Genomic DNA, 20,629 nt, shown 5'->3' with positions numbered 1-20,629 from the left:
TGAGGCACTGTGGCTAGCGTTTGCACCGGCAGCAGGTTATTTCTGCTGTCAGGCGATTCGAGCCACCTCAACGGAATATTTAGTCTATAAGGGCTATGCCTGCGGGAGACAAGCAATCGCTGGAAGCGCTTATTGTAGCACTTTCATGCTTAACAGCTCGTCAAGACGCACCATTTTCATCCTGCTCACCTCCCTAAGGTACTGACTTCATGGAAATTTATAATCTTCTGGAAGCCGCTTTTCTTGGTCTCATCGAAGGTTTGACGGAATTCATCCCCGTTTCCTCCACAGGCCATTTATTGCTGGTCGGTCATTTTCTGGGCTTTGAATCGACGGGCAAGACCTTTGAAGTGCTCATTCAGCTGGGCGCAATCCTTGCGATCCTGACGGTCTATTCGGCAAAGCTCATCAAAATTCTGACTGACTTTCCGCGTGATGCTCGGACTCGTCGTTTCGTGCTGGGGATTCTGATTGCATTTCTGCCCGCAGCCGTCATCGGCGCAATGGCACACGGCTTCATCAAGAGCGTGCTTTTTGAAACGCCGATGTTGGTCTGTATCATGCTGATCATTGGCGGCTTTATTCTTCTGTGGGTCGATCAGCTGGAGCTGAAGCCGCGTTATCGTGATGTGATGGATTATCCGTTGCCGATCTGTCTGGCCATTGGCTTTGTCCAGTGCCTTGCCATGATCCCTGGCGTGTCGCGCTCTGGCTCCACCATTGTTGGCGCACTTTTGCTCGGCGCAGACAAGCGTTCGGCGGCAGAGTTTTCGTTCTTCCTTGCCATGCCAACAATGGCAGGCGCTTTTGCCTACGACCTTTATAAGAGCCACAGCATGTTGTCGTTCAATGATGGTGCTTTGATCGTTGTTGGTTTTGTGATGGCGTTTATCTCAGGCGTATTCGTCGTGCGTCATCTGCTCGACTATGTTTCCCGCCATGGTTTCAAGTTGTTCGGCTGGTGGCGCCTGATCGTTGGCTCGCTCGGAATGGCTGCTCTGCTGATTTGGGGGTGAGAAGCGTTCCGCGTAGCGGACAAAAAGCCAACGCTTTGGCTTTTTGCGCGACGAACGCGCTACAGCATCGGCTCAAAAATCAGAAGTTATTTTTGGAAGGCACGATGCGTAGATTCAATAAATAGAGCGTCCTTTGTGCGTCCATAGGGACGCACGGCGCTCTAAGCCATAGCGGAGGCTGGAGCGTTACGCGCATTAAAAAAGGGGCCTTACGGCCCCTTATTCTTTGGTCTCATACTATACTCACGCAAGCCCGGTCTTGGTGTACTGACCTGCAATGCGATAACGCCAGAGATAGGCTGGAATTATTGCATCCACGGCTTCAGGCGTGATGCCCATGCCCTGAAGTGTGCGGCCTTCTTTGGCAGCCTGTTCCGAGACGACATTGTCGTATTTGAGCAATGTCACCTGATCATTGGTGAGCAGTGGGTTTGGCAAAAGGCCGAGAACCGAGGCCTGAATACGTGCAACCCACCAAGGCATCGAGACGATGAGGCGCTTGCGGGCGATGACGCCGAGCATATCTTTCATCCAATGCTTGAATGGCTGCACGTCCGGACCGCCCAGTTCATAAACGGCACCTGGCTGCAGCTTGCCATCGACTGCGCGGGCTGCGGCTTCCGCGACGTCGCCGACATAGACCGGCTGAAGTCTGGTTTCTCCACCACCGATGACCGGCAGGAATGGCGAGAAGCGCGCCAGATTGGCAAAGCGGTTGAAGAAGCGGTCTTCATGGCCGAAAATGATCGACGGACGCAGAATAACCGTATCCGGCAGAACCGAGAGAACAGCCTTCTCGCCTTCACCCTTTGTGCGGGCATAGGCTGATGGCGAATTGACATCGGCTGCGAGCGAGGAGAGATGCGTCATCGGGACGCCAGCAGCTTTTGCGGCCTCAGCAATGTTCTTTGCACCCAGCACCTGAACGCTGTTGAAACGCTGCTTGCCGCTTTCCGAAAGGATGCCGACGAGATTGATGACATGATCAGCGCCTATGATAGCGCGCTCGACCGACCAGCGATGGCGGACATTGGCCTGAACCATCTGGATCTGGCCAACATTGCCAAGTGGTGCCATGTAATAAGCAACTTCCGGCTTGCGCACGGCAACACGTACACGATAGCCGCGCTTGGTGAGGCTTGCTACAACCGCGCGCCCGACAAAGCCAGAGCCGCCGAAAACGGTGACCAGTTTTGGCCTGTTGTGGACTTCGTTCGGTTCGGTCTTCATCCTAAACTCCTGCATGAAAGCCTGATTATACCGCCAGATGTTATGATTGCGGCATGCTTTTATCGCGGTGATTTATCGCCTTTTGGCAACAACGCAAAGGGGACTTGTTGTCACGATGTCGAAACTGATCGCTTTTCCAGCATTAAACGCGCAATACCGCTTTGAGATTTCGCGGCTTACTGGTAAATCGCGCGCATGAGCACACCACTTGACCATATTCGCAATTTTTCGATTGTCGCCCATATCGACCACGGCAAATCGACGCTGGCCGACCGCCTCATTCAATTGACGGGCGGGCTGGACACGCGTGAGATGAAGGACCAGGTCCTCGACTCGATGGATATCGAGCGCGAGCGCGGCATTACCATCAAAGCCCAGACCGTTCGTCTTACCTATAAGGCGAAGAACGGCGAGGACTACGTGCTGAACCTCATCGACACCCCCGGACATGTCGACTTCGCCTATGAAGTCTCGCGTTCGCTGGCTGCGTGCGAAGGTTCTCTTCTGGTGGTGGATGCCTCACAGGGCGTTGAAGCGCAGACGCTGGCCAATGTCTATCAGGCCATCGACAATAATCACGACATCGTGGTGGTGCTGAACAAGGTTGATCTTCCTGCAGCCGAACCAGAGCGGGTTCAAAGCCAGATTGAAGAAGTAATCGGTATTGACGCCAGTAAAGCCGTGATGATCTCTGCCAAAACTGGTCTTGGCATTCCTGATGTGCTTGAAGCTATCGTCGAGCAGCTGCCGCCGCCGAAAGAAGGCGACCGCAATGCGCCGCTGAAGGCCATGCTGGTCGATAGCTGGTATGACAGTTACTTGGGCGTTATCGTTTTGGTGCGCGTCATCGATGGTGTGCTCAAAAAAGGCCAGACCATTCGCATGATGGGAACCGGTGCGAAATATCCGGTTGAACGCACCGGCGTTTTCACGCCGAAAATGGTTCAGGTCGAAGACCTTGGTCCGGGCGAACTCGGATTCATTACGGCTTCCATTAAAGAAGTCGCTGATACCCGCGTCGGTGATACCATCACCGAAGACCGCCGCCCGACAGAAAAGGCTCTGTCAGGCTTCAAGCCTGCGCAGCCGGTCGTGTTCTGTGGATTGTTCCCGGTTGATGCCGCCGACTTTGAAGACCTGCGATCTGCCATGGGCAAGCTGCGTCTCAACGATGCGTCGTTCTCCTTTGAAATGGAAACCTCTGCGGCACTCGGTTTCGGCTTCCGCTGCGGCTTCCTTGGGCTTCTGCATCTTGAGATCATTCAGGAACGCCTTGAGCGTGAGTTCGATCTCGACCTCATCACGACGGCACCTTCGGTTGTCTATCGCCTGAACATGCAGGATGGCTCGCAGAAAGAGCTGCATAACCCGGCCGATATGCCGGATGTGGTGAAGATCGAGGCGATTGAAGAGCCGTGGATTCGCGCCACCATCATGACGCCAGATGATTATCTTGGCACGATCATGAAGCTCTGTCAGGAGCGTCGCGGTCTCCAGATCGATTTGACCTATGTCGGCCCGCGCGCCATGATCACCTATGATCTGCCGCTCAATGAAGTTGTGTTCGATTTCTATGATCGTCTGAAGTCGATTTCCAAGGGCTACGCATCGTTCGACTACAATCTTTCAGATTACCGCGAAGGTGATCTGGTCAAGATGTCGATCTTGGTCAACGAAGAGCCAGTGGATGCACTGTCGATGCTGGTTCACCGTTCGGCTGCAGAAAAGCGCGGTCGCGTGCTTTGCGAAAAGCTCAAAGAGCTGATCCCGCAGCACATGTTCAAGATCCCGATTCAGGCAGCTATTGGCGGCCGCATCGTGGCGCGCGAAACTATTTCGGCACTGCGCAAGGACGTGACAGCCAAGTGCTACGGCGGCGATATTTCGCGTAAGCGCAAACTTCTGGACAAACAGAAGGAAGGCAAGAAGCGCATGCGCCAGTTCGGCAAGGTGGAAATCCCGCAAGAGGCCTTCATTCAGGCACTCAAGATGGGTGATGATTAAAAATATTAAGAGGTGCCTTTGGGTACCTCTTTTTTTTGATATTATTGTTGGACAGAAACCGAGACAAATTTGATGGATATTTTACCACGCATTTCCATCACCTACTGTACACAATGTAACTGGATGCTGCGGGCGGCATGGCTGGCGCAAGAGTTGCTGCAGACATTTGGGCAGGATTTGGCGGAAGTGGCGCTGCGGCCTGGTACAGGCGGGGTGTTTGAAATCCACCTTTATATGCCGAGCGGTCAGGATGAACTCATATGGGAGCGCAAGCGTGACGGTGGGTTTCCGGAAGCCAAGGTATTGAAGCAACGCGTGCGCGATCTGGTCTGGCCTGATCGCGATCTTGGTCACTCTGACAGGACGTCAAAACCTGAATAAGACAAAGCCCGCAACTTGCGGGCTTCTTTGTTTTGGTAGCTTTTAATCCTCATCCACCACGCGCAGGTGCATTTGGGTGGGGGCGCCTTCTGGCTGGCGGGCTGGGCGCTGAGACTCTTCTGTAGGTGCGGGGCCGAACTCAAGCGCTTCGATCTTCGCACCGCGCTTGGTGACCTTATTGGAAGACACCAGAATGTCGTCAATATCCTTGTTGGCCTGCACGAAATGGGTTTGCAGCTTGCGCACACGCTCATCAAGGCGGCCCACATCTTCCATCAGGCGGATCACTTCACCCTGAATGACATGTGCCTGTTCGCGCATACGGGCATCTTTCAAGATCGCCTGAATAACCTGAATGGACAGCATCAGGAGCGATGGCGAGACTATGACGATCCGCGCCCGGTGCGCGCGCTGGATCAGTGCTTCATAATGCTCATGAATATCGGCAAAAATGGATTCCGATGGCACGAACAGGAAAGCCGTGTCCTGTGTTTCGCCGGTAATCAGATATTTGTCGGAAACGTCCTTGATATGCACTTCCATATCGCGGCGGAACTGCGCAACGGCTGTTTTGCGCGCTTCCGGCGCTTCAGTTTCGCGCATGGAGTTCCATGCTTCAAGCGGGAATTTCGCATCGATAACCAGTGAAGGCGCGTTGTTTGGCATTTTAACAAGGCAATCGGGGCGCGTGCCGTTGGAGAGTGTAGCCTGAAATTCGTAAGCGCCCTGCGGCAGACCATCGGCAATGATCGCTTCCATGCGCGACTGGCCGAAGGCACCGCGCGTCTGCTTGTTGGCAAGGATCGCCTGCAACTGCACGACCTGACCTGCAAGCGACTGGATGTTGTTTTGCGCCGTGTCGATGACCGCAAGGCGCTCCTGCAACTTTGCAAGATTTTCATGGGTCGAACGGGTCTGCTCGGTCATCGTCTGGCCGATGCGATGCGTCATGCCGTCGAGCCGTTCACGGATCGACTGATTAAGTTCTGCCTGCCGCGAACCAAACACTTCGGCCATGGTCTGCATGCGGCCCTGCATCTCGGACTGTGCTTTCAGAATCTCGGCCATGCGATATTCGGCGTCCCGCGCACGATCTTCTGCCTGCGCTTCGGCCACCGCTCGAAGACGGGCTGAGCGCGCTGCCGCAATGAGGAAAATGGCGAGGCAAAGGACCAGCACGACAATGCCCGCAAGGAGGATATCTCCCAGCGTGAGAGAGGTGGCACCAAGCTGCAGGAGCGGCTCATTCAACAGATTCTGATTTTCCATTTATCCAGCTTAGCTGATTCGTATTGCAATGATGAGATCAAAACGGGAACATTTTACAAGTTACGATTGACGATTCTTTTGCGAGCGATTACGTGAAACTCATGTCTATAAAACCGCTTATTATTCTTCCTGATCCCGTTCTTCGTGAACTGTCCAAGCCCGTCGAGCGCTTTGATGATCAATTGCGCAAATTTGCCGGCGACATGTTCGACACGATGTATGATGCGCCGGGCATTGGTCTTGCCGCCATTCAGGTGGGCGAACCCTTGCGCATGCTGGTCATCGACCTTGCCAAGGAAGATGAGGCGAAGGCTCCGCATGTCTTCATCAATCCTGAGATTGTTGCCTCGTCTGACGAGCGCAGCGTCTATGAAGAAGGCTGTCTTTCGATCCCGGATTATTATGCGGAAGTGGAGCGGCCTGCGACCATCAAGGTCAATTATTTCGATGCGGACGGCAAGCCGCAATCGATGGATGCCGATGGGCTGATGGCAACCTGTTTGCAGCATGAAATCGACCATCTCAATGGCGTGCTGTTCATTGATCATATCTCCAAGCTGAAACGCGATATGGTCATCAAGAAGTTCAAGAAGCTCGCCAGCCAGCGTGCGTCAAACAGGGCTTTGTGATGCGGATCGTCTTTATGGGGACGCCGGATTTCTCCGTGCCAATCCTCACAGCCATCATCGGACAGGGCTATGAAGTTGTTGCGGTTTATTCGCAGCCGCCGCGCCCGGCAGGTCGTCGCGGACTGGAATTGACCAAGTCGCCGGTGCACGAAAAAGCTGAGGAGTTCGGCATTCCTGTTTTCACACCGAAAAGCCTGAAAAGCGCGGAAGAGCAGAACGTCTTTGCAAGCCTCGAAGCGGATGTGGCAATCGTGGTGGCCTATGGCCTGCTGCTGCCACAGGCCATTCTCGATGCGCCGCGCCTTGGATGTTACAACGGTCATGCGTCGCTTCTTCCGCGCTGGCGTGGTGCGGCTCCTATTCAGCGCGCGATTATGTCTGGTGATACAGAAACCGGCATGATGATCATGAAAATGGATGCAGGGCTTGATACGGGTCCTGTCGCCATGGCCGAAAAAGTTGCAATTACGCCGGACATGACAGCAGGCGAGCTGCATGATCGTCTCAGCATGATCGGCGCCGATCTGATGGTGCGTGCACTCGGTGCGCTTGAGCGTGAAAGTCTCACACTTCAGCCGCAGGCCGAAGAGGGCGTGACCTATGCCGCCAAGATCGACAAGGCCGAGGCGCGTATCGACTGGTCGAAGCCTGCGAAAGACGTTCACAATACGATCCGCGGCATCTCGCCATTTCCAGGCGCCTGGTGCGAGATGGAAATCAACGGTGTCGTTGAACGTGTCAAACTTCAGCGCTCCACATTGGGCGAGGGAAGCGGCGCTCCGGGAACTGTGCCGGGAACTATACTTGATGATCGCCTGACGATTGCGTGCGGAGAGGCTGCTGTGCGGCTCGTAACGCTACAACGTTCAGGCGGAAAGCCTTTGCCTGCGCAGGAATTTCTGCGCGGTGCGACAGTGACGAAGGTTCTCTGAGCGGTGCCTCGTTATAAAATCACTGTCGAATATGACGGCACGCCCTATGTCGGCTGGCAGCGGCAGGAAAACGGTCATGCAGTTCAGAACGCCATCGAACAGGCGTTCAAGAAATTCTGCGGTGAAGATCTGACATTGAGTGCGGCAGGCCGCACCGATGCAGGCGTTCATGCGAGCGCGCAGGTCATTCATGTCGATCTGACAAAGGATTGGGGTGCTGCGAAAGTGCGTGATGCGCTTAATGCGCATCTGGTGATGGCCGATGAACGCATCAGCATTCTCAATGTCGAAAAGACAACGGATGCTTTTGATGCGCGTTTCTCGGCGCGTGCCCGCCACTATCTTTATCGCATTCACAATCGCCGTGCGCCGCTGGCCATAGATTATCAGCGTGTGTGGTGGGTGCAGAAGCGCCTTGATCATGAAGCGATGCATGAAGCTGCAAAGCGGCTTCTGGGTGAACATGACTTTACGACATTTCGCGCAACGCAATGTCAGGCAAAAAGCCCGGTCAAGACACTCGACAGGCTCGATATCACACGCAATGACGACTATGTCGAAATGCGCGTTTCTGCCCGCTCGTTCCTGCATAATCAGGTGCGATCCTTTGCAGGAAGCCTGATGGAAGTGGGCGTTGGCCGCTGGACGGCAGATGATTTACAGGCTGCTTTGGAAGCCAGAGACCGCAAAGCTTGCGGTCAGGTCGCCCCACCTTATGGTCTTTATCTGATTGGCGTTGATTACGCGTTTCCGTTTTAAAAAGTCTGCGCGCTAAGCCCTATACCAAAAAGCTGTTGCAGGAACACTGTAATGAACAGTGAACCAAAAAAAACGCAGGCAAAGAACGGTGCGACATAGGCGTGCGGGCGTTGCAGCACGATGAATGTGAGCCGATAGCTCAATATGACCGATACAGCGAACAGCACGATCGCAAACAGCGTTGCAACATCGAGATAGCCCGGAAAGAACAGTTGCAGCAGCGTGATCGGTGCGAAAAGCCAGGACAGCAGAGCGCTCCCCCAGTTGGTTGCAATGACATAGGCTGCGTAACGTTTTGAAATGCCTATCCGTTGGGCTAATATCCCAATAACGACAAGCGGTATCACCCATGCAGAAAGGTCGACGAATGCTGCGCGGATGACGATTGCAAGGCGCAGGCCTGCTTCATCGCGACCGGCAGTCAGATCGGCCGCATAGGCGACCCATGTTGCCAAAAGCGGAGGCAGGGCGATGACTATCGCATAGAAAGATGCCCAGAAATCTTCTGCAGAGATATCAAGGTATGCAAGGCCGTCTTTACGGCCAAGCATCATCTTCCAGACGCCCGTGAAATATCTGAAAATATCATCCAGACTGGGCATGAAGTTCCTTATCCAAAGAAATCAGCGATGAAACGTTCGTAAATCTGTGTGAGGCCTTCAAGATCAGCAACCGCGACACGTTCGTCAACCATGTGCATGGTCTGTCCGACAAGGCCAAACTCGACAACTGGACAGTAGTCCTTGATGAAGCGCGCATCAGATGTGCCGCCCGACGTCGAGAGATTGGGGCGCTTGCCTGTGACCGCTTCAACAGATGAAGTCAGTGTGCCGATCAGCTTCTCGTCACGGGTCAAAAAGACATGGCTCGGATTTTCGCGCCAGACCAGTTCGTAGTTGATCGGGGTTTCGCGGCCCGGGCGTAGGCGGTCATTGCGTGAGGCCTTTTCGAGGCGCGAGACGATCTCGGCCTTCAGGCTGTCTGCTGTCCAAGTATCGTTGAAGCGGATATTGAAGGAAGCGCTTGCCTTATTGGCAATAACATTGGTGGCCTTGTTACCGACATCGACGGTTGTCACCTCCAGATTGCTCGCCTGAAAATCTGCTGTGCCTTCATCAAAGGCGGGGTAGAGCAAGCTGTCGACGAGTGTGGTGATGCCACGAACCGGGTTCTCCGCCAGGTGCGGATAGGCGGCGTGACCCTGCACACCGTGGACGGTAATGATGCCGGAAATCGAACCACGACGTCCGATCTTGATCATATCGCCAAGTGCGTTGGGATTTGTTGGCTCGCCAACGAGTGACGCATCCCAGCTTTCGCCACGCTCTTTGGCCCATTTCAGAAGCTTCTCGGTGCCATTGATCGCTGGGCCTTCCTCGTCACCGGTGATGAGGAAGGAGATGCTGCCCTTAAGGCTACCATGCTTTTCGACGTGGCGGGCAACGGCTGCGACAAAGCAGGCAATACCACCTTTCATGTCGACAGCGCCGCGACCATACATAATGCCGTCTTCAATGGCTGCCGAGAAGGGCGGATGCTTCCAGTCGGCTTCATCGCCTGGAGGCACAACATCAGTGTGGCCAGCAAACATCAAATGAGCGCCATTGCCCGACTTGCGCGCATAGAGGTTTTCAATGTCTGGCGTGCCTTCATCGGTGAAGACCGGGCGCTGGATGGAAAAGCCCATCGGTGCAAGCATGCCTTCAAGTGCCGTCAGCGCGCCGCCTTCAGCGGGCGTAACCGACGGGCAGCGAATGAGAGCGGCAAGGTTTTCGGCAGGATTGGTAGGCAGGCTCATGATGACACAGCTTTATTCTGAGAATCGTATGGGCCTGAGATTAGATCGAGAAGCGCCCAGATGAAACAACAATCCCATAACGGGGTAAACACTGCGCACCGACGTTAATCGCGGCTTTTCTCAATTCGTTGCAATTCGGGAATGAAATTTCCTTGACCAAGGGGGCTTTGTCATCGTTAGTTAAAAAAAGGTTGATAACGAGACCCGGAAAACGGGCCGGTCATCGGGGAATTGTCACTAGAGAAGTTTTTCTAGGTGATTTTTAGTAATGGGAATCCGTCATGCGTTCACTGATTTCTGCGGCAGCAGGTATAATGGCCTTATCTGGGGCGACGCTGGTCCCCGCCAAGGCAGCACAATGGAGTGAAGCGGGCGGGATTACGAGTATTCCCTACGGTCATCTTGATTATTGTAAGCGAACACCACGAGACTGTGGTGCTCATCGTGCGCTTTCGCCAATGAAATTGACGCCTGAACGCATGCAAATGCTGCAAAAAGTCAATGCATCCGTGAATGCTGCCGTCAAGCCGGTTTCCGATCAGGATAATTATGGCAAACGCGATTACTGGACCCTCCCAAGGAATGGTAAAGGCGACTGCGAAGATTATGTGCTTTTGAAGCGCGCCAAGCTCATGTCACGTGGCATCAGCCCGTCACAGCTTCTTATTACGATGGTGCAGGGGAGTGAGCCGCATATCGTGCTGACTGTACGGACGGACCACGGCGATTACATTCTCGACAATATGCGCGGGGAAGTGTTGCCGGTGGAGCAGACGTCCTATCGTTACATCAAGATGCAATCGCCGGGCAATTCTGGCCAGTGGGTTTCGATAGCCGGGCGTTCCGTGGCTGTAGCCAACAATTAATGTTGGCCTGAGGCTTCGAGCGAGGCTTGAGGTCAGTTATCTCTGATGGAGATGTTCAGAGCGCCGATCTGGTTGGATCAGATTGGCGTTCTATCTTTTTGCGTTAAGCACACCGTAGTCCTAAAACCGTGCCGCACTTTTCGAGATGCGTTCTGATAGATCGCCTCTTGCAGCGGCAGTGTGCGCATTGAACACCTGTTTTCTGATTTGCAGATCATAGCGAGGATGAAACTATCAGCTGCATAATTGTCGCCAATGAGCCTCATTGTTCGCTATTATTATACAGTGAATGCAAACAGTCTGTTCGCGAAAAATGAACAAAAATACCCATATAACAGTTCTGTGAATGCTGATATATGAACTAACAATTTGTTTTCAGTATATATTTTTCCATTTTTTTGACAGTTGTTGAAAAGTTGGGTGCACAAATGTGTGATTAAGAAAACACTTTCGTGACTGGAACTTTCTCCCACTGTCACCCATTTGAGATGCATGAGGACGACGCATAGAACGTCGCCCATCAGACTAAGGAGATAAAAAATGAATAAGTTTGTTCTTGCTGCTGCTGCTCTCGCTCTAAGCGCCGGTGCTGCTTTTGCTGAAAACCCAAGCGTGGGTGAGCCAGCTGATCTTTATGCAAATGATCGTACCCCAGTTGCTGCACAGCGCGTTGATCACACCGCGACTGCAGCAATCGGCCAGTCGACCTACATGGATGGCTCGGCAAACCGTTTCGGTGATGCATCGCCTTCCAGCTTCTCGAACTAAGAGTTCGATTAAAAGCTTTGCTATCCCGGTCTGATCACAGACCGGAATAGCAAGACATGAAGGCAGCGAGTGCGGCCTCCCAAGGTTCTCGCTACCGGATTTAGAGCGCATCACGAAAAGTGTGAAACGGTTTTCTAATTCGATGTGCGCTGAAGAAAATGATTGGAGCGCGGATCTGATAAAATCAGATCGAAACGCGCTCTAGAATATTCGACGATTTTAACGAATCTCCCCGGAGGATGGCTTCCTGTCATCCCGGAGTCCCCGAAGGGAAAGGCGAGTTGCCATCCGATGGGGCGATAGAAGGATTATAAAAATGAAGAAGTTTGCTCTTGCTGCCGTAGCCGTTGCCCTTAGCGCCGGTGCTGCTTTCGCTGAAAACCCAAATGTTGGTGAACCAGCTGATCTTTATGCAAACGACCGTACGCCTGTTGCAACCCAGGGTGTTGACTACACGGCTCCTGCATCGATCCAGAGCCAGACCTATAGCGACGGTTCTGCACACCGCTTCGGTGATGCATCGCCTTCGAGCTACCAGAACTAATCATTCTGGCAGTGAAATAAAAAAAGGCGAAGCTCTCGAGCTTCGCCTTTTTGTTTGATTATGCTGACAAATCAGTCGCGCAGCAATTCGTTGATCGAAGTCTTTGAGCGGGTCTTTTCATCGACGCGCTTGACGATCACGGCGCAATAGAGGCTTGGGCCCCAGTTTTCGCCCGGAACATTCTTGCCCGGCATGGTGCCAGCGACAACAACCGAGTAAGGCGGCACTTCGCCGTAGAATATTTCGCCTGTTGCACGATCAACAATCTTGGTCGACTTACCGATGAATACGCCCATGCCAAGCACAGCACCTTCGCGAACGATACAGCCTTCGACGACTTCAGAACGAGCACCGATGAAGCAGTTGTCTTCGATGATGGTTGGTCCAGCCTGCATTGGCTCCAGAACACCACCAATACCGACGCCACCTGAAAGATGCACGTTCTTGCCGATCTGTGCGCAGGAGCCGACAGTTGCCCATGTGTCGACCATCGTGCCTTCATCGACATAAGCGCCGAGATTGACGAAAGACGGCATCAGGATAGCGTTTGGTGCGATATAAGCCGAATGGCGCACAACCGAATTTGGAACGGCGCGGAAACCGGCCTTTTCAAACTCATTGGCTGTCCAGCCGTCAAACTTTGATGGAACCTTATCCCACCAGGAAGACTGACCGGGGCCGCCTTTGATGACTTCCATCGGGTTGAGGCGGAAGGAAAGCAGGACGGCTTTCTTGAGCCACTGATTGACCTGCCAGTTGCCGTCCGCCTGTTTTTCTGCGACACGCGCTTCACCGCGATCAAGCAAAAGAAGCGATTGCTCAACAGCATCGCGAATTTCGCCGCGGGTTGCCGTGTTGATGCCATCGCGTTCGTCAAAAGCCTTTTCGATGACCTTCTCAAGTGAGGCGAAATCTGGCTTGGTCATATGGCGGTCTCCATAAAATGGCAGGATAAACGGCTGCCGCCTTTTCGGTCGGCAGTTGTCACAGATGTGATTAAGCGAAGGTATCATATGGGTCAATCGCGTTATTGTGCGAAATAGCTGACCGCAATTGTGCCAGATTAAGAATTTAGCGCCAGAATGGATGCTAAAATATCGATACGCATTGAAATTGAAGGAGCAGGCAAGCATGAACCCGATGGAGAAGACTGGCTGGACGCCTTTCCCCAATTCTGAGGAAGCCGTTAAACAGGCACGTACGGTGCCAAAGACGCCTCAGACTGAGGCTGAGGCCTATAGGCTCGCCTTCATGGATGATGACTTCATGACGCGACGTGATGTGCGTCCAATCCGGCTTCAGCTTGAGCTTCTTAAACCCGAACTGATCCTTGCGGATCGTGGCATTAAATCTACGGTCGTTCTGTTCGGTGGTGCACGTATTCCAGAGCCGGGCGGCGAAGCCTGGGCTGCGAAGAATGATGTGCAGAAGAAAAATCTGGAGGCCAATTCGCGCTATTATGAAGAAGCGCGCAAGTTTGCCCGTATCTGCTCTGAATATTCTGCGACCACCTACTATCGCGAGTTCATCGTGGTTACGGGTGGCGGCCCGGGTGTGATGGAAGCTGGTAATCGTGGGGCGGCGGATGTTGGTGCGCCGACCATCGGTCTCAACATCGTTCTGCCGCATGAGCAGGCACCGAACGCCTATGTAACGCCGGAACTTTGCTTCAACTTCCACTACTTTGCGCTGCGCAAGATGCACTTTCTGATGCGTGCAAAAGCTGTCTGCGTATTCCCCGGCGGTTTTGGCACGATGGACGAGCTGTTTGAAGCCATGACGCTGATCCAGACTGATCGCATGGAGCGTATGCCACTGATCCTGTTTGGCAAAGAGTTCTGGAGCAAGGCGATCAATATCGAGTTTCTGGCAGAGCAAGGCACGATTTCGCCTGCCGATATCGAGCTGCTGACCTTCGTGGAAACAGCCGATGAAGCATGGGACGAGATCAAGAACTTCTATAAGCTTTGATTTGACTCGATTGAGAATTACAAAGCGCCCGGTCCGTCATGACTGGGCGTTTTCGCTTTCTGAATACTCACGCGGGCGGTGAACGAGTGTTACCAGCACGACTGAAATAATCATCAGCAGGTACCATGAGCCGAGCTTGCTCATTGAGACCAGCTCCCAGCCATTCCGCTGATTGGGATAGAGCCAGGCTTTCGACCAGGTTCCGATGTTTTCGGCGACCCAGATGAACAGCGATGTGAGCAGGAACGCGACCAGCAGCGGCATTTTATGCCTGAAGCGAAACACGCGATAATGCATGGTCGTGCGCCAGTAGAGCGCGAAGGTCGCGGCAAACAGCACCCAACGCATATCCCAGATAAAGTGATGGGCGAAGAAATTGATATAGATCGCAGCCGCCAGCACAATCGTCGTCCAGAGCGGCGGATAGTGGTTGAGCCTGATATCGAAGATGCGGTTGATACGCGCCATATAGGAGCCGACAGCCGCATACATGAAGCCTGAAAACAGTGGCACACCACCGATCCGGAAGAAGTTTTCCTCCGGATAGATCCATGATCCGGCATGGGTTTTGAACACTTCCATTGCCGTTCCGACAATATGGAAAATGACGATGACCTTGGCTTCTTCCCAGGCTTCCAGCTTGAAGACAAGCATTCCAAGCTGGATCACAACAGCGGAGAGAAACAGGAAGTCGTAGCGGGTGATATATCCTGCACCACCCGCAATTCCACCTTCTGGCCAGAACCAGCGCGTGAGGATGATAAGGGCCAGCATCGCGCCGCCGAACAGGCAGGCCCATGCCTGTTTCAATCCGAAAACGAGAAACTCAATTAGCGCATCGCTGATGCGATGCCGGGGCAGGCTGTCGAGAAGGCGGTGAGCCGCCTTATCGATGCGCTTTTCAAGGCCGGTGAACTGCCTATCGGTCTGCAATTATGGTTTCCAGAAACTGGGTCAGATTATCGGTCACATAATCCACCTGATCGGTGAATTCCGGGTCACTTTCCCAAATCTCCGAGAATGTTGGCTCAAAATTGCTCGGAACCACCAGCACGGTTTTCATGCCCAATGTCTTCGGCACGACGAGATTGCGCGCCAGATCTTCAAACATGACGGCTTTTTGTGCGTCCACACCGAATGCGCCAAGAAAACGGTCGTAAGTGACGCGCTCCGGCTTTGGCGTCAGGCCCGCTGCAACGATGTCGAATATATCGTCGAAATCATCGAGAATGCCGAGCTGCTTTGCCGCACGTTCCGCATGGCCACGATCACCATTGGTGAAGATGAAACGGCGACCGGGCAGGGCGCGAATGGCAGCCCCGAGGGCCGGATCGGGCTTCAGCCATGAATAGTCGATATCGTGGACTTGTCTGAGAAAGTCATCAGGGTCAATCTCATGGCATTCCATCAGGCCTTTCAGCGTGGTGCCATATTCCAGATAAAACTGCTTCTGAATTCTGCGCGCTTCGTCACGCGGCAGCTTCAGAAGGTTCTCGACATAATTCGTCATGCGCACATCAATCTGGGAAAACAGATCGGCTGCGTGCGGGTAGAGCGTATTGTCGAGGTCGAATACCCAGTCGGTAACGTGGGCAAAGGCCGGAGCATCAGGTTGATTGGTCATAAGTCTTTATGTCACGAAGGCGGGCCAAGAAAAAGCCGCCCGAAGGCGGCTAACTGATTATGGCACAATGAGCGTGCCGGCACCGTGTTCGGTGAAAAGCTCAAGCAGCACGGAATGCGGTGTCTTGCCGTTAAGAATAACAACGCCTTCAACGCCGCGACGGATCGCATCGATGCAGGTTTCGACCTTCGGGATCATGCCGCCAGAAATCGTGCCGTCCTTGATCAGCGCCTGTGCATCCGCAACCGAAAGCTCCTTGATGAGCTTCTTGTCCTTGTCGAGAACGCCCGGGACGTCGGTGAGGAACAGAAGACGCGTTGCAGCCAGCGCGCCAGCGATAGCGCCTGCAAAGGTGTCGGCGTTGATATTGTAGGTGTGACCGTCGCGACCGGGTGCAACGGGTGCTATAACCGGGATCATTTCCGAACGCGCCAGAAGATCGAGAAGCGTGCGGTCAACTTCTGCTGGTTCACCAACGAAGCCAAGATCAAGCACTTTTTCGATGTTGGAATCCGGATCGACAACCGTTTTGTGCGCCTTGCGTGCGAAAACCATGTTACCGTCTTTGCCGCAGAGACCGATGGCCCATTCGCCTTCGGCATTGATAAGGGCGACGATTTCCTTGTTGATGGAACCGGCGAGAACCATTTCCACCACTTCAACCGTCTTCTCGTCGGTGACACGAAGACCGCCTTCAAAGCGCGATTCGATGCCGAGCTTCGTCAGCATTGCCTGAATCTGTGGCCCACCGCCATGAACGACAATCGGATTGATGCCTGACTGCTTCAGAAGCGCGATATCTCGGGCAAAGGCCTTGCCCAGTTCCGGGTTACCCATGGCGTGACCGCCATATTTCACCACGACATTCTTGTTTTCGTAGCGCTGCATATACGGCAGAGCTGCGGACAGGAGTTGCGCTTGCATTTCAGGATTTTCAAGAGTCGTCATCGCGGGCTCCATGGCTGGCGACAGGGCAAGAGAGGCAGGCTTTTCTAAGCAATATGCACTGTTCTGTAAAACGGTTTTCCATTGTTTGTTCGCGAATATTTGAACGCGTTGCCAAAGATCGCCCAATTAAAATCCTATGAGTGCGCGAGAAGATTGCGCATAACACATGCTCTCGAATGGAGTGGTTCAATGCGGCGGACAGTTTTCACGGCTTTGATTTTTCTGGCAGGCATAGGTGTGTCGCAGGCAGCCTCGACGACTGAAACCATTATCATGTTACGACATGGCGAAAAGCCGGAGCAGGGTTTGGGGCAACTCAATTGCCAGGGCCTGAACCGTGCGCTGAAACTGCCTGCGGTGATTGAGCAAAAATTCGGCAAACCGGATTTCATTTTTGCGCCCAACCCGGCGCAACTGAAGGAAGATAAGGGCGCGATCTATTCCTATAATCGTCCGCTTGCCACGGTTGAGCCGACGGCCATCAAGTTTGGAATGCCCGTCGATACGCGCTTCGGCTTCAAGGACATTGAGGAGCTGCAAGCGACCCTCGCGCAGCCCGACTACCGGAACGCCACTGTGCTGGTCAGCTGGGAGCACAAGCAGCTTGTAAAGCTTGCCAAAAATATCGTGAAGGACAGCGGTGCCGATAAGGCTCTCGTGCCAAAGTGGCCGGGCGAAGACTTTGACAGCATGTATGTTCTGCGTATCACGCGCGATGGCGCAAAAACCACCACGCGATTTGAACAGCTCAAGCAGGGACTAAACAATCAGTCGGCAAGCTGTCCGAACTAGTCTATTCCTTCGCGACAAGCGCGATAGCAGCACGCAACTCATCAAGGCCGAGGCCTTTTTCCGATGAGGTCGTGATGATACCGGGGAAGCAGGCCGCACGCTTTTTGGTAAGCGCATGGGTTTCTTCCAACAGACGAGGAATGCCCGCGGCCTTGATCTTATCGATCTTGGTCAGCACGATCTGATAAGAAACCGCGGCCTTGTCGAGCAGGTCAAGCACTTCCGCATCGTTCTTCTTGATGCCATGGCGGGAGTCGATCAGCAGATAGACGCGCTTTAGTGTCGTGCGGCCGCGAAGATAATCGAAGACGAGACGCGTCCACGCATCGACATGGGCTTTTGGTGCTTCAGCAAAGCCGTAGCCCGGCATATCAACCAGTGCCAATGGCGGGAGGTCACCATTCTCCCCCGAATAACCATCGGGAACGAAATAGTTCAGTTCCTGTGTACGGCCCGGCGTGTTCGATGTACGGGCGAGTGCTTTTTTGCCGACAATCGCATTGATGAGCGAAGATTTGCCGACATTTGACCGCCCGGCAAAAGCAATTTCAACCGGACCTTCCAGTGGCAGAAATTTCATCGAAGGCACGCCACGGATGAAGATCCACGATTTCTTGAAGAGCAAGCGCCCTTCTTCGACCAAAGCTGCGTGTGCTGCGCGGGTCGCATCTGCTGCTAACTGGGCTGCTGCCTGCTTTTTGTCCTGATCGCTCAATGTGGTCTTCCTGATGGTGTACTCTAAAGAATACACGCATCAATGTTACGCGCTGCATTGTCAACCGCTCTGGATCAACCAGCACAAAAAAAGCCCCGCGAGTGCGGGGCTTTTTGTCGTTTTACTTCTTCGCCTCTTTCGGCTTTCGCTTGAAGAGGTCTTTCAGGTTGTCAAAAAGTTCGATTTTAACACCCTGACGCTTCATGATGATGCCCTGCTGGGTAATCGAAAGCGTGTTGTTCCATGCCCAGTAAATCACGAGACCTGCTGGGAACGATGCCAGCATGAAGGTGAAGATGATCGGCATCCAGGTGAAGATCATCGCCTGTGTTGGATCCGGAGGCGTCGGGTTCATGCGCATCTGCAGGAACATGGTGATGCCCATAATCAGCGGCCAAACGCCGATCATCAGGAACGCCGGAACTGCGAATGGCAGAAGGCCGAACAGGTTGAAGATCGATGTTGGATCGGGTGCTGCAAGATCCTGAATCCAGCCAAAGAATGGCGCATGGCGCATTTCGATGGTGACGTACAGAACCTTATAGAGTGCGAAGAACACCGGAATCTGAACCAACACTGGCCAGCAACCTGCAAGCGGATTGATCTTTTCCTGCTTGTAGAGCTGCATCATTTCCTGCTGCTGCTTCATCTTGTCATCCGCATATTTCTCGCGGATTTCAGTCATCTTCGGCTGCACCAGCTTCATACGCGCCATCGACTTGTACGACTTGTTGGCGAGCGGGAAGAACAGGGCCTTGAGCAGAACGGTGACAACCAGAATGGCGACGCCGAAATTGCCGGAGAACTTGTAGATCCAGTCGATGAGATAGAACATCGGCTTGGTAATGAAGTAGAACCAGCCCCAGTCGATCAGCAGTTCAAACTGCTTGATGCCGAGCTTTTCTTCGTAGTTCTTGATGTCCGAAACGACCTTGGCGCCAGCAAAAACGTGGTTCTTGATGGTGCTGGCTTCACCAGCGGCAACTGTGATCGGTGCGCTGAGGAAATCCGACTGGTAGCGCGGAGTGTTATCGGTGAAGTGCGAGAAGCGTGCTGTGAACTTTTCGTTCTGCGGAGGTACGAGCGTTGCGGCCCAATACTTGTCGGTGATGCCGACCCAGCCGCCAGTCACGTCCTTGAATGAAATATCCTTGTCGTCTTCGACCTTGGAATACTTGATTTCCTGAAGGCCGTCCTGGCCCATGACGCCGATAAGGCCTTCATGGAGAACATAGGTAGCGCTTGCATGCTCAGGCTGGTTGAAACGCGTTACGCGGCCATAAGAAGCAAGCGAGATCGGGGCGCCGGTGTTGTTGGTGACCGTGTCGTCAACTTCGAACATGTAAGCATCGTCAACCGAGATGACGCGCTTGAATGTGATGTCTTTGTCGTTGGTGAAGGTCAGCGTAACAGGCGTCGATGCCGTCAGCTTGTTGTTGCCTTCAACGGTCCAGACAGTGTTCGGACCGGGAACTTCACCGGTTGCTTCGTTGCCGGTGAAACCGAGTTCAACGAAATAACCCTGCTTGAGACCCGATGGTGCGAGCAGTTCGATTTCAGGGGACTTGTCGTCAACGGTCTCGTGATACTTCTTGAGATAGAGATCATCGAGACGTGCACCGGTCAGGTTGATAGAACCGCGCAGCGAGGCTGTGTCGATTTCAACGCGCTGCGACTGCGCTGCAGCAGCTTCGCGGGTCAGTGTACCGCCTGCGGCTACGCCATCGCTGTGGCCGGGGATCGCGCCGGACGTGCCGGGCATCTGTGGGGTGTCACCCTGAGCACCACTCTGTGTGGCTTGCTGGGTCTGGCGCTGCTGCTCCTCAATGCGTGTCTGCTCCCGCTGGGCTTCCGTTTTCGGCCCCAGATAGAATACTTGCCACAGCGTTAATACGAGGATGGACAGGGCAATGGTGATGAAGAAATTACGATTATTTTCCATTGACGGGTCCTGATTCCGGTCTTTCCGTTCGGCGTTTCTTTTCGTCCCGCCGCCCATCCGTAGCTTTTAAGCGTTTGGAGAGTTCTGCGGTCAGTTGCGAAAAGGGCGCAGTGAGTGCCTGCTCGCGTGCTACGATCACATAGTCTGTCGAAGCCGCCATGTCACGCCCCACGTGACAACGAACCGCTTCTCGCAACCTGCGTCGGATACGATTTCGTATCACTGCATTGCCGTTTTTCTTGGTGACAGTGAAGCCTGCGCGGGGTTTTTCGCCGATTTTGGCAGCTTCAGATTCTTCTTCAGAACGTTTCCGGACTTCCAGAAGAAACAGTGGACCACGCCGTTTTTCACCATTCCTTACAGACAAAAACTCCGCTCTCTTGCGAAGGCGGAGTATTTGTTTCTGCTTTTTCATATCTTTGTTCACCGCGCTGGTCGCGC

General features: G+C 53.6%; 22 protein-coding genes. 11 read left to right on the top strand and 11 right to left on the bottom strand.

Annotated features, from left to right (window positions below; all coding sequences use genetic code 11):
• The first annotated feature begins 209 nt into the window (after positions 1–209).
• Positions 210–1,016 (top strand): undecaprenyl-diphosphate phosphatase, encoded by an 807-nt coding sequence (locus C9380_RS09860; protein ID WP_100558630.1) that lies wholly within the window; start codon positions 210–212, stop codon positions 1,014–1,016.
• Between the two features lie 243 nt (positions 1,017–1,259).
• Here the strand turns inward: C9380_RS09860 and C9380_RS09855 are convergent, their stop codons facing one another.
• Positions 1,260–2,246, bottom strand: coding sequence for a complex I NDUFA9 subunit family protein (locus tag C9380_RS09855; RefSeq protein WP_100558631.1), 987 nt, complete (start codon positions 2,244–2,246; stop codon positions 1,260–1,262).
• Positions 2,247–2,441: 195 nt separating this feature from the next.
• Between C9380_RS09855 and lepA the strand changes: the two genes are divergently transcribed.
• Together lepA and C9380_RS09845 are read left to right on the top strand one after the other, a co-directional pair.
• A complete protein-coding gene (lepA, locus tag C9380_RS09850; RefSeq protein WP_024899242.1) occupies positions 2,442–4,250 on the top strand; it encodes a translation elongation factor 4 in 1,809 nt (602 codons plus the stop codon).
• A 72-nt stretch (positions 4,251–4,322) separates the two neighbouring features.
• Entirely contained in the window at positions 4,323–4,631 is a 309-nt protein-coding gene (locus C9380_RS09845) for an Rdx family protein (protein WP_128093460.1), read from the top strand.
• Between the two features lie 42 nt (positions 4,632–4,673).
• On the opposite strand, the gene C9380_RS09840 is transcribed toward C9380_RS09845, so the two are convergent.
• Positions 4,674–5,900: a DNA recombination protein RmuC gene (locus tag C9380_RS09840; RefSeq protein WP_024899245.1), complete on the bottom strand. Its 1,227-nt coding sequence runs from the start codon at positions 5,898–5,900 to the stop codon at positions 4,674–4,676.
• Between the two features lie 101 nt (positions 5,901–6,001).
• Here C9380_RS09840 and def point away from each other — a divergent pair, with 101 nt between their 5' ends.
• The 3 genes from def to truA are packed head-to-tail and all read left to right on the top strand — an operon-like array spanning position 6,002 to position 8,220.
• A complete protein-coding gene (gene def, locus C9380_RS09835) occupies positions 6,002–6,529 on the top strand; it encodes a peptide deformylase (protein WP_024899246.1) in 528 nt (175 codons plus the stop codon).
• Positions 6,529–7,461: a methionyl-tRNA formyltransferase gene (gene fmt, locus C9380_RS09830; RefSeq protein WP_105707928.1), complete on the top strand. Its 933-nt coding sequence runs from the start codon at positions 6,529–6,531 to the stop codon at positions 7,459–7,461. The genes def and fmt overlap by 1 nt, the downstream gene beginning before the upstream one ends.
• A gap of 3 nt (positions 7,462–7,464) precedes the next feature.
• Positions 7,465–8,220, top strand: coding sequence for a tRNA pseudouridine(38-40) synthase TruA (truA, locus tag C9380_RS09825; RefSeq protein ID WP_128093459.1), 756 nt, complete (start codon positions 7,465–7,467; stop codon positions 8,218–8,220).
• Here the strand turns inward: truA and C9380_RS09820 are convergent.
• Positions 8,217–8,822, bottom strand: coding sequence for a hypothetical protein (locus tag C9380_RS09820; RefSeq protein WP_024899249.1), 606 nt, complete (start codon positions 8,820–8,822; stop codon positions 8,217–8,219). The two genes, truA and C9380_RS09820, sit on opposite strands and share 4 nt — an antisense overlap.
• An 8-nt stretch (positions 8,823–8,830) precedes the next feature.
• Positions 8,831–10,018 (bottom strand): succinyl-diaminopimelate desuccinylase, encoded by a 1,188-nt coding sequence (dapE, locus tag C9380_RS09815; RefSeq protein ID WP_128093458.1) that lies wholly within the window; start codon positions 10,016–10,018, stop codon positions 8,831–8,833.
• Positions 10,019–10,332: 314 nt separating this feature from the next.
• On the opposite strand from dapE, the gene C9380_RS09810 reads away from it, so the two are divergent.
• From C9380_RS09810 to C9380_RS09800, 3 genes are all read left to right on the top strand, one after another.
• Positions 10,333–10,884, top strand: coding sequence for a transglutaminase-like cysteine peptidase (locus C9380_RS09810; RefSeq protein WP_084486922.1), 552 nt, complete (start codon positions 10,333–10,335; stop codon positions 10,882–10,884).
• Positions 10,885–11,424: 540 nt separating this feature from the next.
• Entirely contained in the window at positions 11,425–11,652 is a 228-nt protein-coding gene (locus C9380_RS09805) for a hypothetical protein (RefSeq protein ID WP_024899252.1), read from the top strand.
• 316 nt (positions 11,653–11,968) lie between these two features.
• Positions 11,969–12,196, top strand: coding sequence for a hypothetical protein (locus tag C9380_RS09800; protein WP_024899253.1), 228 nt, complete (start codon positions 11,969–11,971; stop codon positions 12,194–12,196).
• A 71-nt stretch (positions 12,197–12,267) separates the two neighbouring features.
• Here C9380_RS09800 and dapD read toward each other — a convergent pair whose 3' ends face one another.
• Positions 12,268–13,122, bottom strand: a complete 855-nt coding sequence (dapD, locus tag C9380_RS09795) for a 2,3,4,5-tetrahydropyridine-2,6-dicarboxylate N-succinyltransferase (protein WP_105707929.1) — start codon at positions 13,120–13,122, stop codon at positions 12,268–12,270.
• Between the two features lie 205 nt (positions 13,123–13,327).
• Between dapD and C9380_RS09790 the strand changes: the two genes are divergently transcribed.
• On the top strand, positions 13,328–14,167 hold the full coding sequence (locus C9380_RS09790; RefSeq protein WP_111786144.1) for an LOG family protein: 840 nt from the start codon (positions 13,328–13,330) through the stop codon (positions 14,165–14,167).
• 36 nt (positions 14,168–14,203) lie between these two features.
• On the opposite strand, the gene C9380_RS09785 is transcribed toward C9380_RS09790, so the two are convergent.
• The 3 genes from C9380_RS09785 to argB are packed head-to-tail and all read right to left on the bottom strand — an operon-like array spanning position 14,204 to position 16,739.
• Complete coding sequence (locus tag C9380_RS09785; protein WP_128093457.1) at positions 14,204–15,100, bottom strand: DUF817 domain-containing protein; 897 nt, start codon at positions 15,098–15,100, stop codon at positions 14,204–14,206.
• A complete protein-coding gene (locus tag C9380_RS09780; protein ID WP_024899258.1) occupies positions 15,087–15,791 on the bottom strand; it encodes a pyrimidine 5'-nucleotidase in 705 nt (234 codons plus the stop codon). Before C9380_RS09780 ends, C9380_RS09785 begins: the two co-directional genes overlap by 14 nt.
• A 57-nt stretch (positions 15,792–15,848) precedes the next feature.
• Positions 15,849–16,739, bottom strand: coding sequence for an acetylglutamate kinase (gene argB, locus C9380_RS09775; protein ID WP_024899259.1), 891 nt, complete (start codon positions 16,737–16,739; stop codon positions 15,849–15,851).
• Between the two features lie 189 nt (positions 16,740–16,928).
• Between argB and C9380_RS09770 the strand changes: the two genes are divergently transcribed.
• Complete coding sequence (locus C9380_RS09770) at positions 16,929–17,531, top strand: hypothetical protein (RefSeq protein ID WP_128093456.1); 603 nt, start codon at positions 16,929–16,931, stop codon at positions 17,529–17,531.
• Position 17,532: 1 nt separating this feature from the next.
• On the opposite strand, the gene yihA is transcribed toward C9380_RS09770, so the two are convergent.
• The 3 genes from yihA to rnpA form a co-directional block, all read right to left on the bottom strand.
• Positions 17,533–18,246, bottom strand: coding sequence for a ribosome biogenesis GTP-binding protein YihA/YsxC (gene yihA, locus C9380_RS09765; RefSeq protein WP_024899261.1), 714 nt, complete (start codon positions 18,244–18,246; stop codon positions 17,533–17,535).
• 121 nt (positions 18,247–18,367) lie between these two features.
• The gene (gene yidC, locus C9380_RS09760; protein WP_128093455.1) at positions 18,368–20,188 is read right to left on the bottom strand and encodes a membrane protein insertase YidC; all 1,821 of its coding nucleotides are present in this window, start codon (positions 20,186–20,188) and stop codon (positions 18,368–18,370) included.
• A complete protein-coding gene (gene rnpA / locus C9380_RS09755) occupies positions 20,178–20,603 on the bottom strand; it encodes a ribonuclease P protein component (protein WP_036567963.1) in 426 nt (141 codons plus the stop codon). Before rnpA ends, yidC begins: the two co-directional genes overlap by 11 nt.
• Between the last annotated feature and the right edge of the window lie 26 nt (positions 20,604–20,629).

This window comes from Brucella pituitosa (assembly GCF_003049685.1).
Classification (GTDB): Bacteria; Pseudomonadota; Alphaproteobacteria; order Rhizobiales; family Rhizobiaceae; genus Brucella; species Brucella pituitosa.
The sequence above is the reverse complement of the archived record's forward strand: the minus strand, read 5'-3'. Positions and strand labels throughout refer to the sequence as shown.

What these genes read in the sequence shown, in the direction of transcription:
- C9380_RS09780 (WP_024899258.1), bottom strand. Translation starts at nt 15,791, where the DNA reads ATGACCAATCAACCTGATGCTCCGGCCTTTGCCCACGTTACCGACTGG.
- dapD (WP_105707929.1), bottom strand. Translation starts at nt 13,122, where the DNA reads ATGACCAAGCCAGATTTCGCCTCACTTGAGAAGGTCATCGAAAAGGCT.
- C9380_RS09860 (WP_100558630.1), top strand. Translation starts at nt 210, where the DNA reads ATGGAAATTTATAATCTTCTGGAAGCCGCTTTTCTTGGTCTCATCGAA.
- C9380_RS09790 (WP_111786144.1), top strand. Translation starts at nt 13,328, where the DNA reads ATGAACCCGATGGAGAAGACTGGCTGGACGCCTTTCCCCAATTCTGAG.
- yidC (WP_128093455.1), bottom strand. Translation starts at nt 20,188, where the DNA reads ATGGAAAATAATCGTAATTTCTTCATCACCATTGCCCTGTCCATCCTC.
- C9380_RS09845 (WP_128093460.1), top strand. Translation starts at nt 4,323, where the DNA reads ATGGATATTTTACCACGCATTTCCATCACCTACTGTACACAATGTAAC.
- argB (WP_024899259.1), bottom strand. Translation starts at nt 16,739, where the DNA reads ATGACGACTCTTGAAAATCCTGAAATGCAAGCGCAACTCCTGTCCGCA.
- rnpA (WP_036567963.1), bottom strand. Translation starts at nt 20,603, where the DNA reads ATGAAAAAGCAGAAACAAATACTCCGCCTTCGCAAGAGAGCGGAGTTT.
- C9380_RS09800 (WP_024899253.1), top strand. Translation starts at nt 11,969, where the DNA reads ATGAAGAAGTTTGCTCTTGCTGCCGTAGCCGTTGCCCTTAGCGCCGGT.
- dapE (WP_128093458.1), bottom strand. Translation starts at nt 10,018, where the DNA reads ATGAGCCTGCCTACCAATCCTGCCGAAAACCTTGCCGCTCTCATTCGC.
- def (WP_024899246.1), top strand. Translation starts at nt 6,002, where the DNA reads ATGTCTATAAAACCGCTTATTATTCTTCCTGATCCCGTTCTTCGTGAA.
- C9380_RS09810 (WP_084486922.1), top strand. Translation starts at nt 10,333, where the DNA reads ATGGCCTTATCTGGGGCGACGCTGGTCCCCGCCAAGGCAGCACAATGG.
- C9380_RS09805 (WP_024899252.1), top strand. Translation starts at nt 11,425, where the DNA reads ATGAATAAGTTTGTTCTTGCTGCTGCTGCTCTCGCTCTAAGCGCCGGT.
- C9380_RS09840 (WP_024899245.1), bottom strand. Translation starts at nt 5,900, where the DNA reads ATGGAAAATCAGAATCTGTTGAATGAGCCGCTCCTGCAGCTTGGTGCC.
- C9380_RS09770 (WP_128093456.1), top strand. Translation starts at nt 16,929, where the DNA reads ATGCGGCGGACAGTTTTCACGGCTTTGATTTTTCTGGCAGGCATAGGT.
- fmt (WP_105707928.1), top strand. Translation starts at nt 6,529, where the DNA reads ATGCGGATCGTCTTTATGGGGACGCCGGATTTCTCCGTGCCAATCCTC.
- C9380_RS09855 (WP_100558631.1), bottom strand. Translation starts at nt 2,246, where the DNA reads ATGAAGACCGAACCGAACGAAGTCCACAACAGGCCAAAACTGGTCACC.
- C9380_RS09820 (WP_024899249.1), bottom strand. Translation starts at nt 8,822, where the DNA reads ATGCCCAGTCTGGATGATATTTTCAGATATTTCACGGGCGTCTGGAAG.
- lepA (WP_024899242.1), top strand. Translation starts at nt 2,442, where the DNA reads ATGAGCACACCACTTGACCATATTCGCAATTTTTCGATTGTCGCCCAT.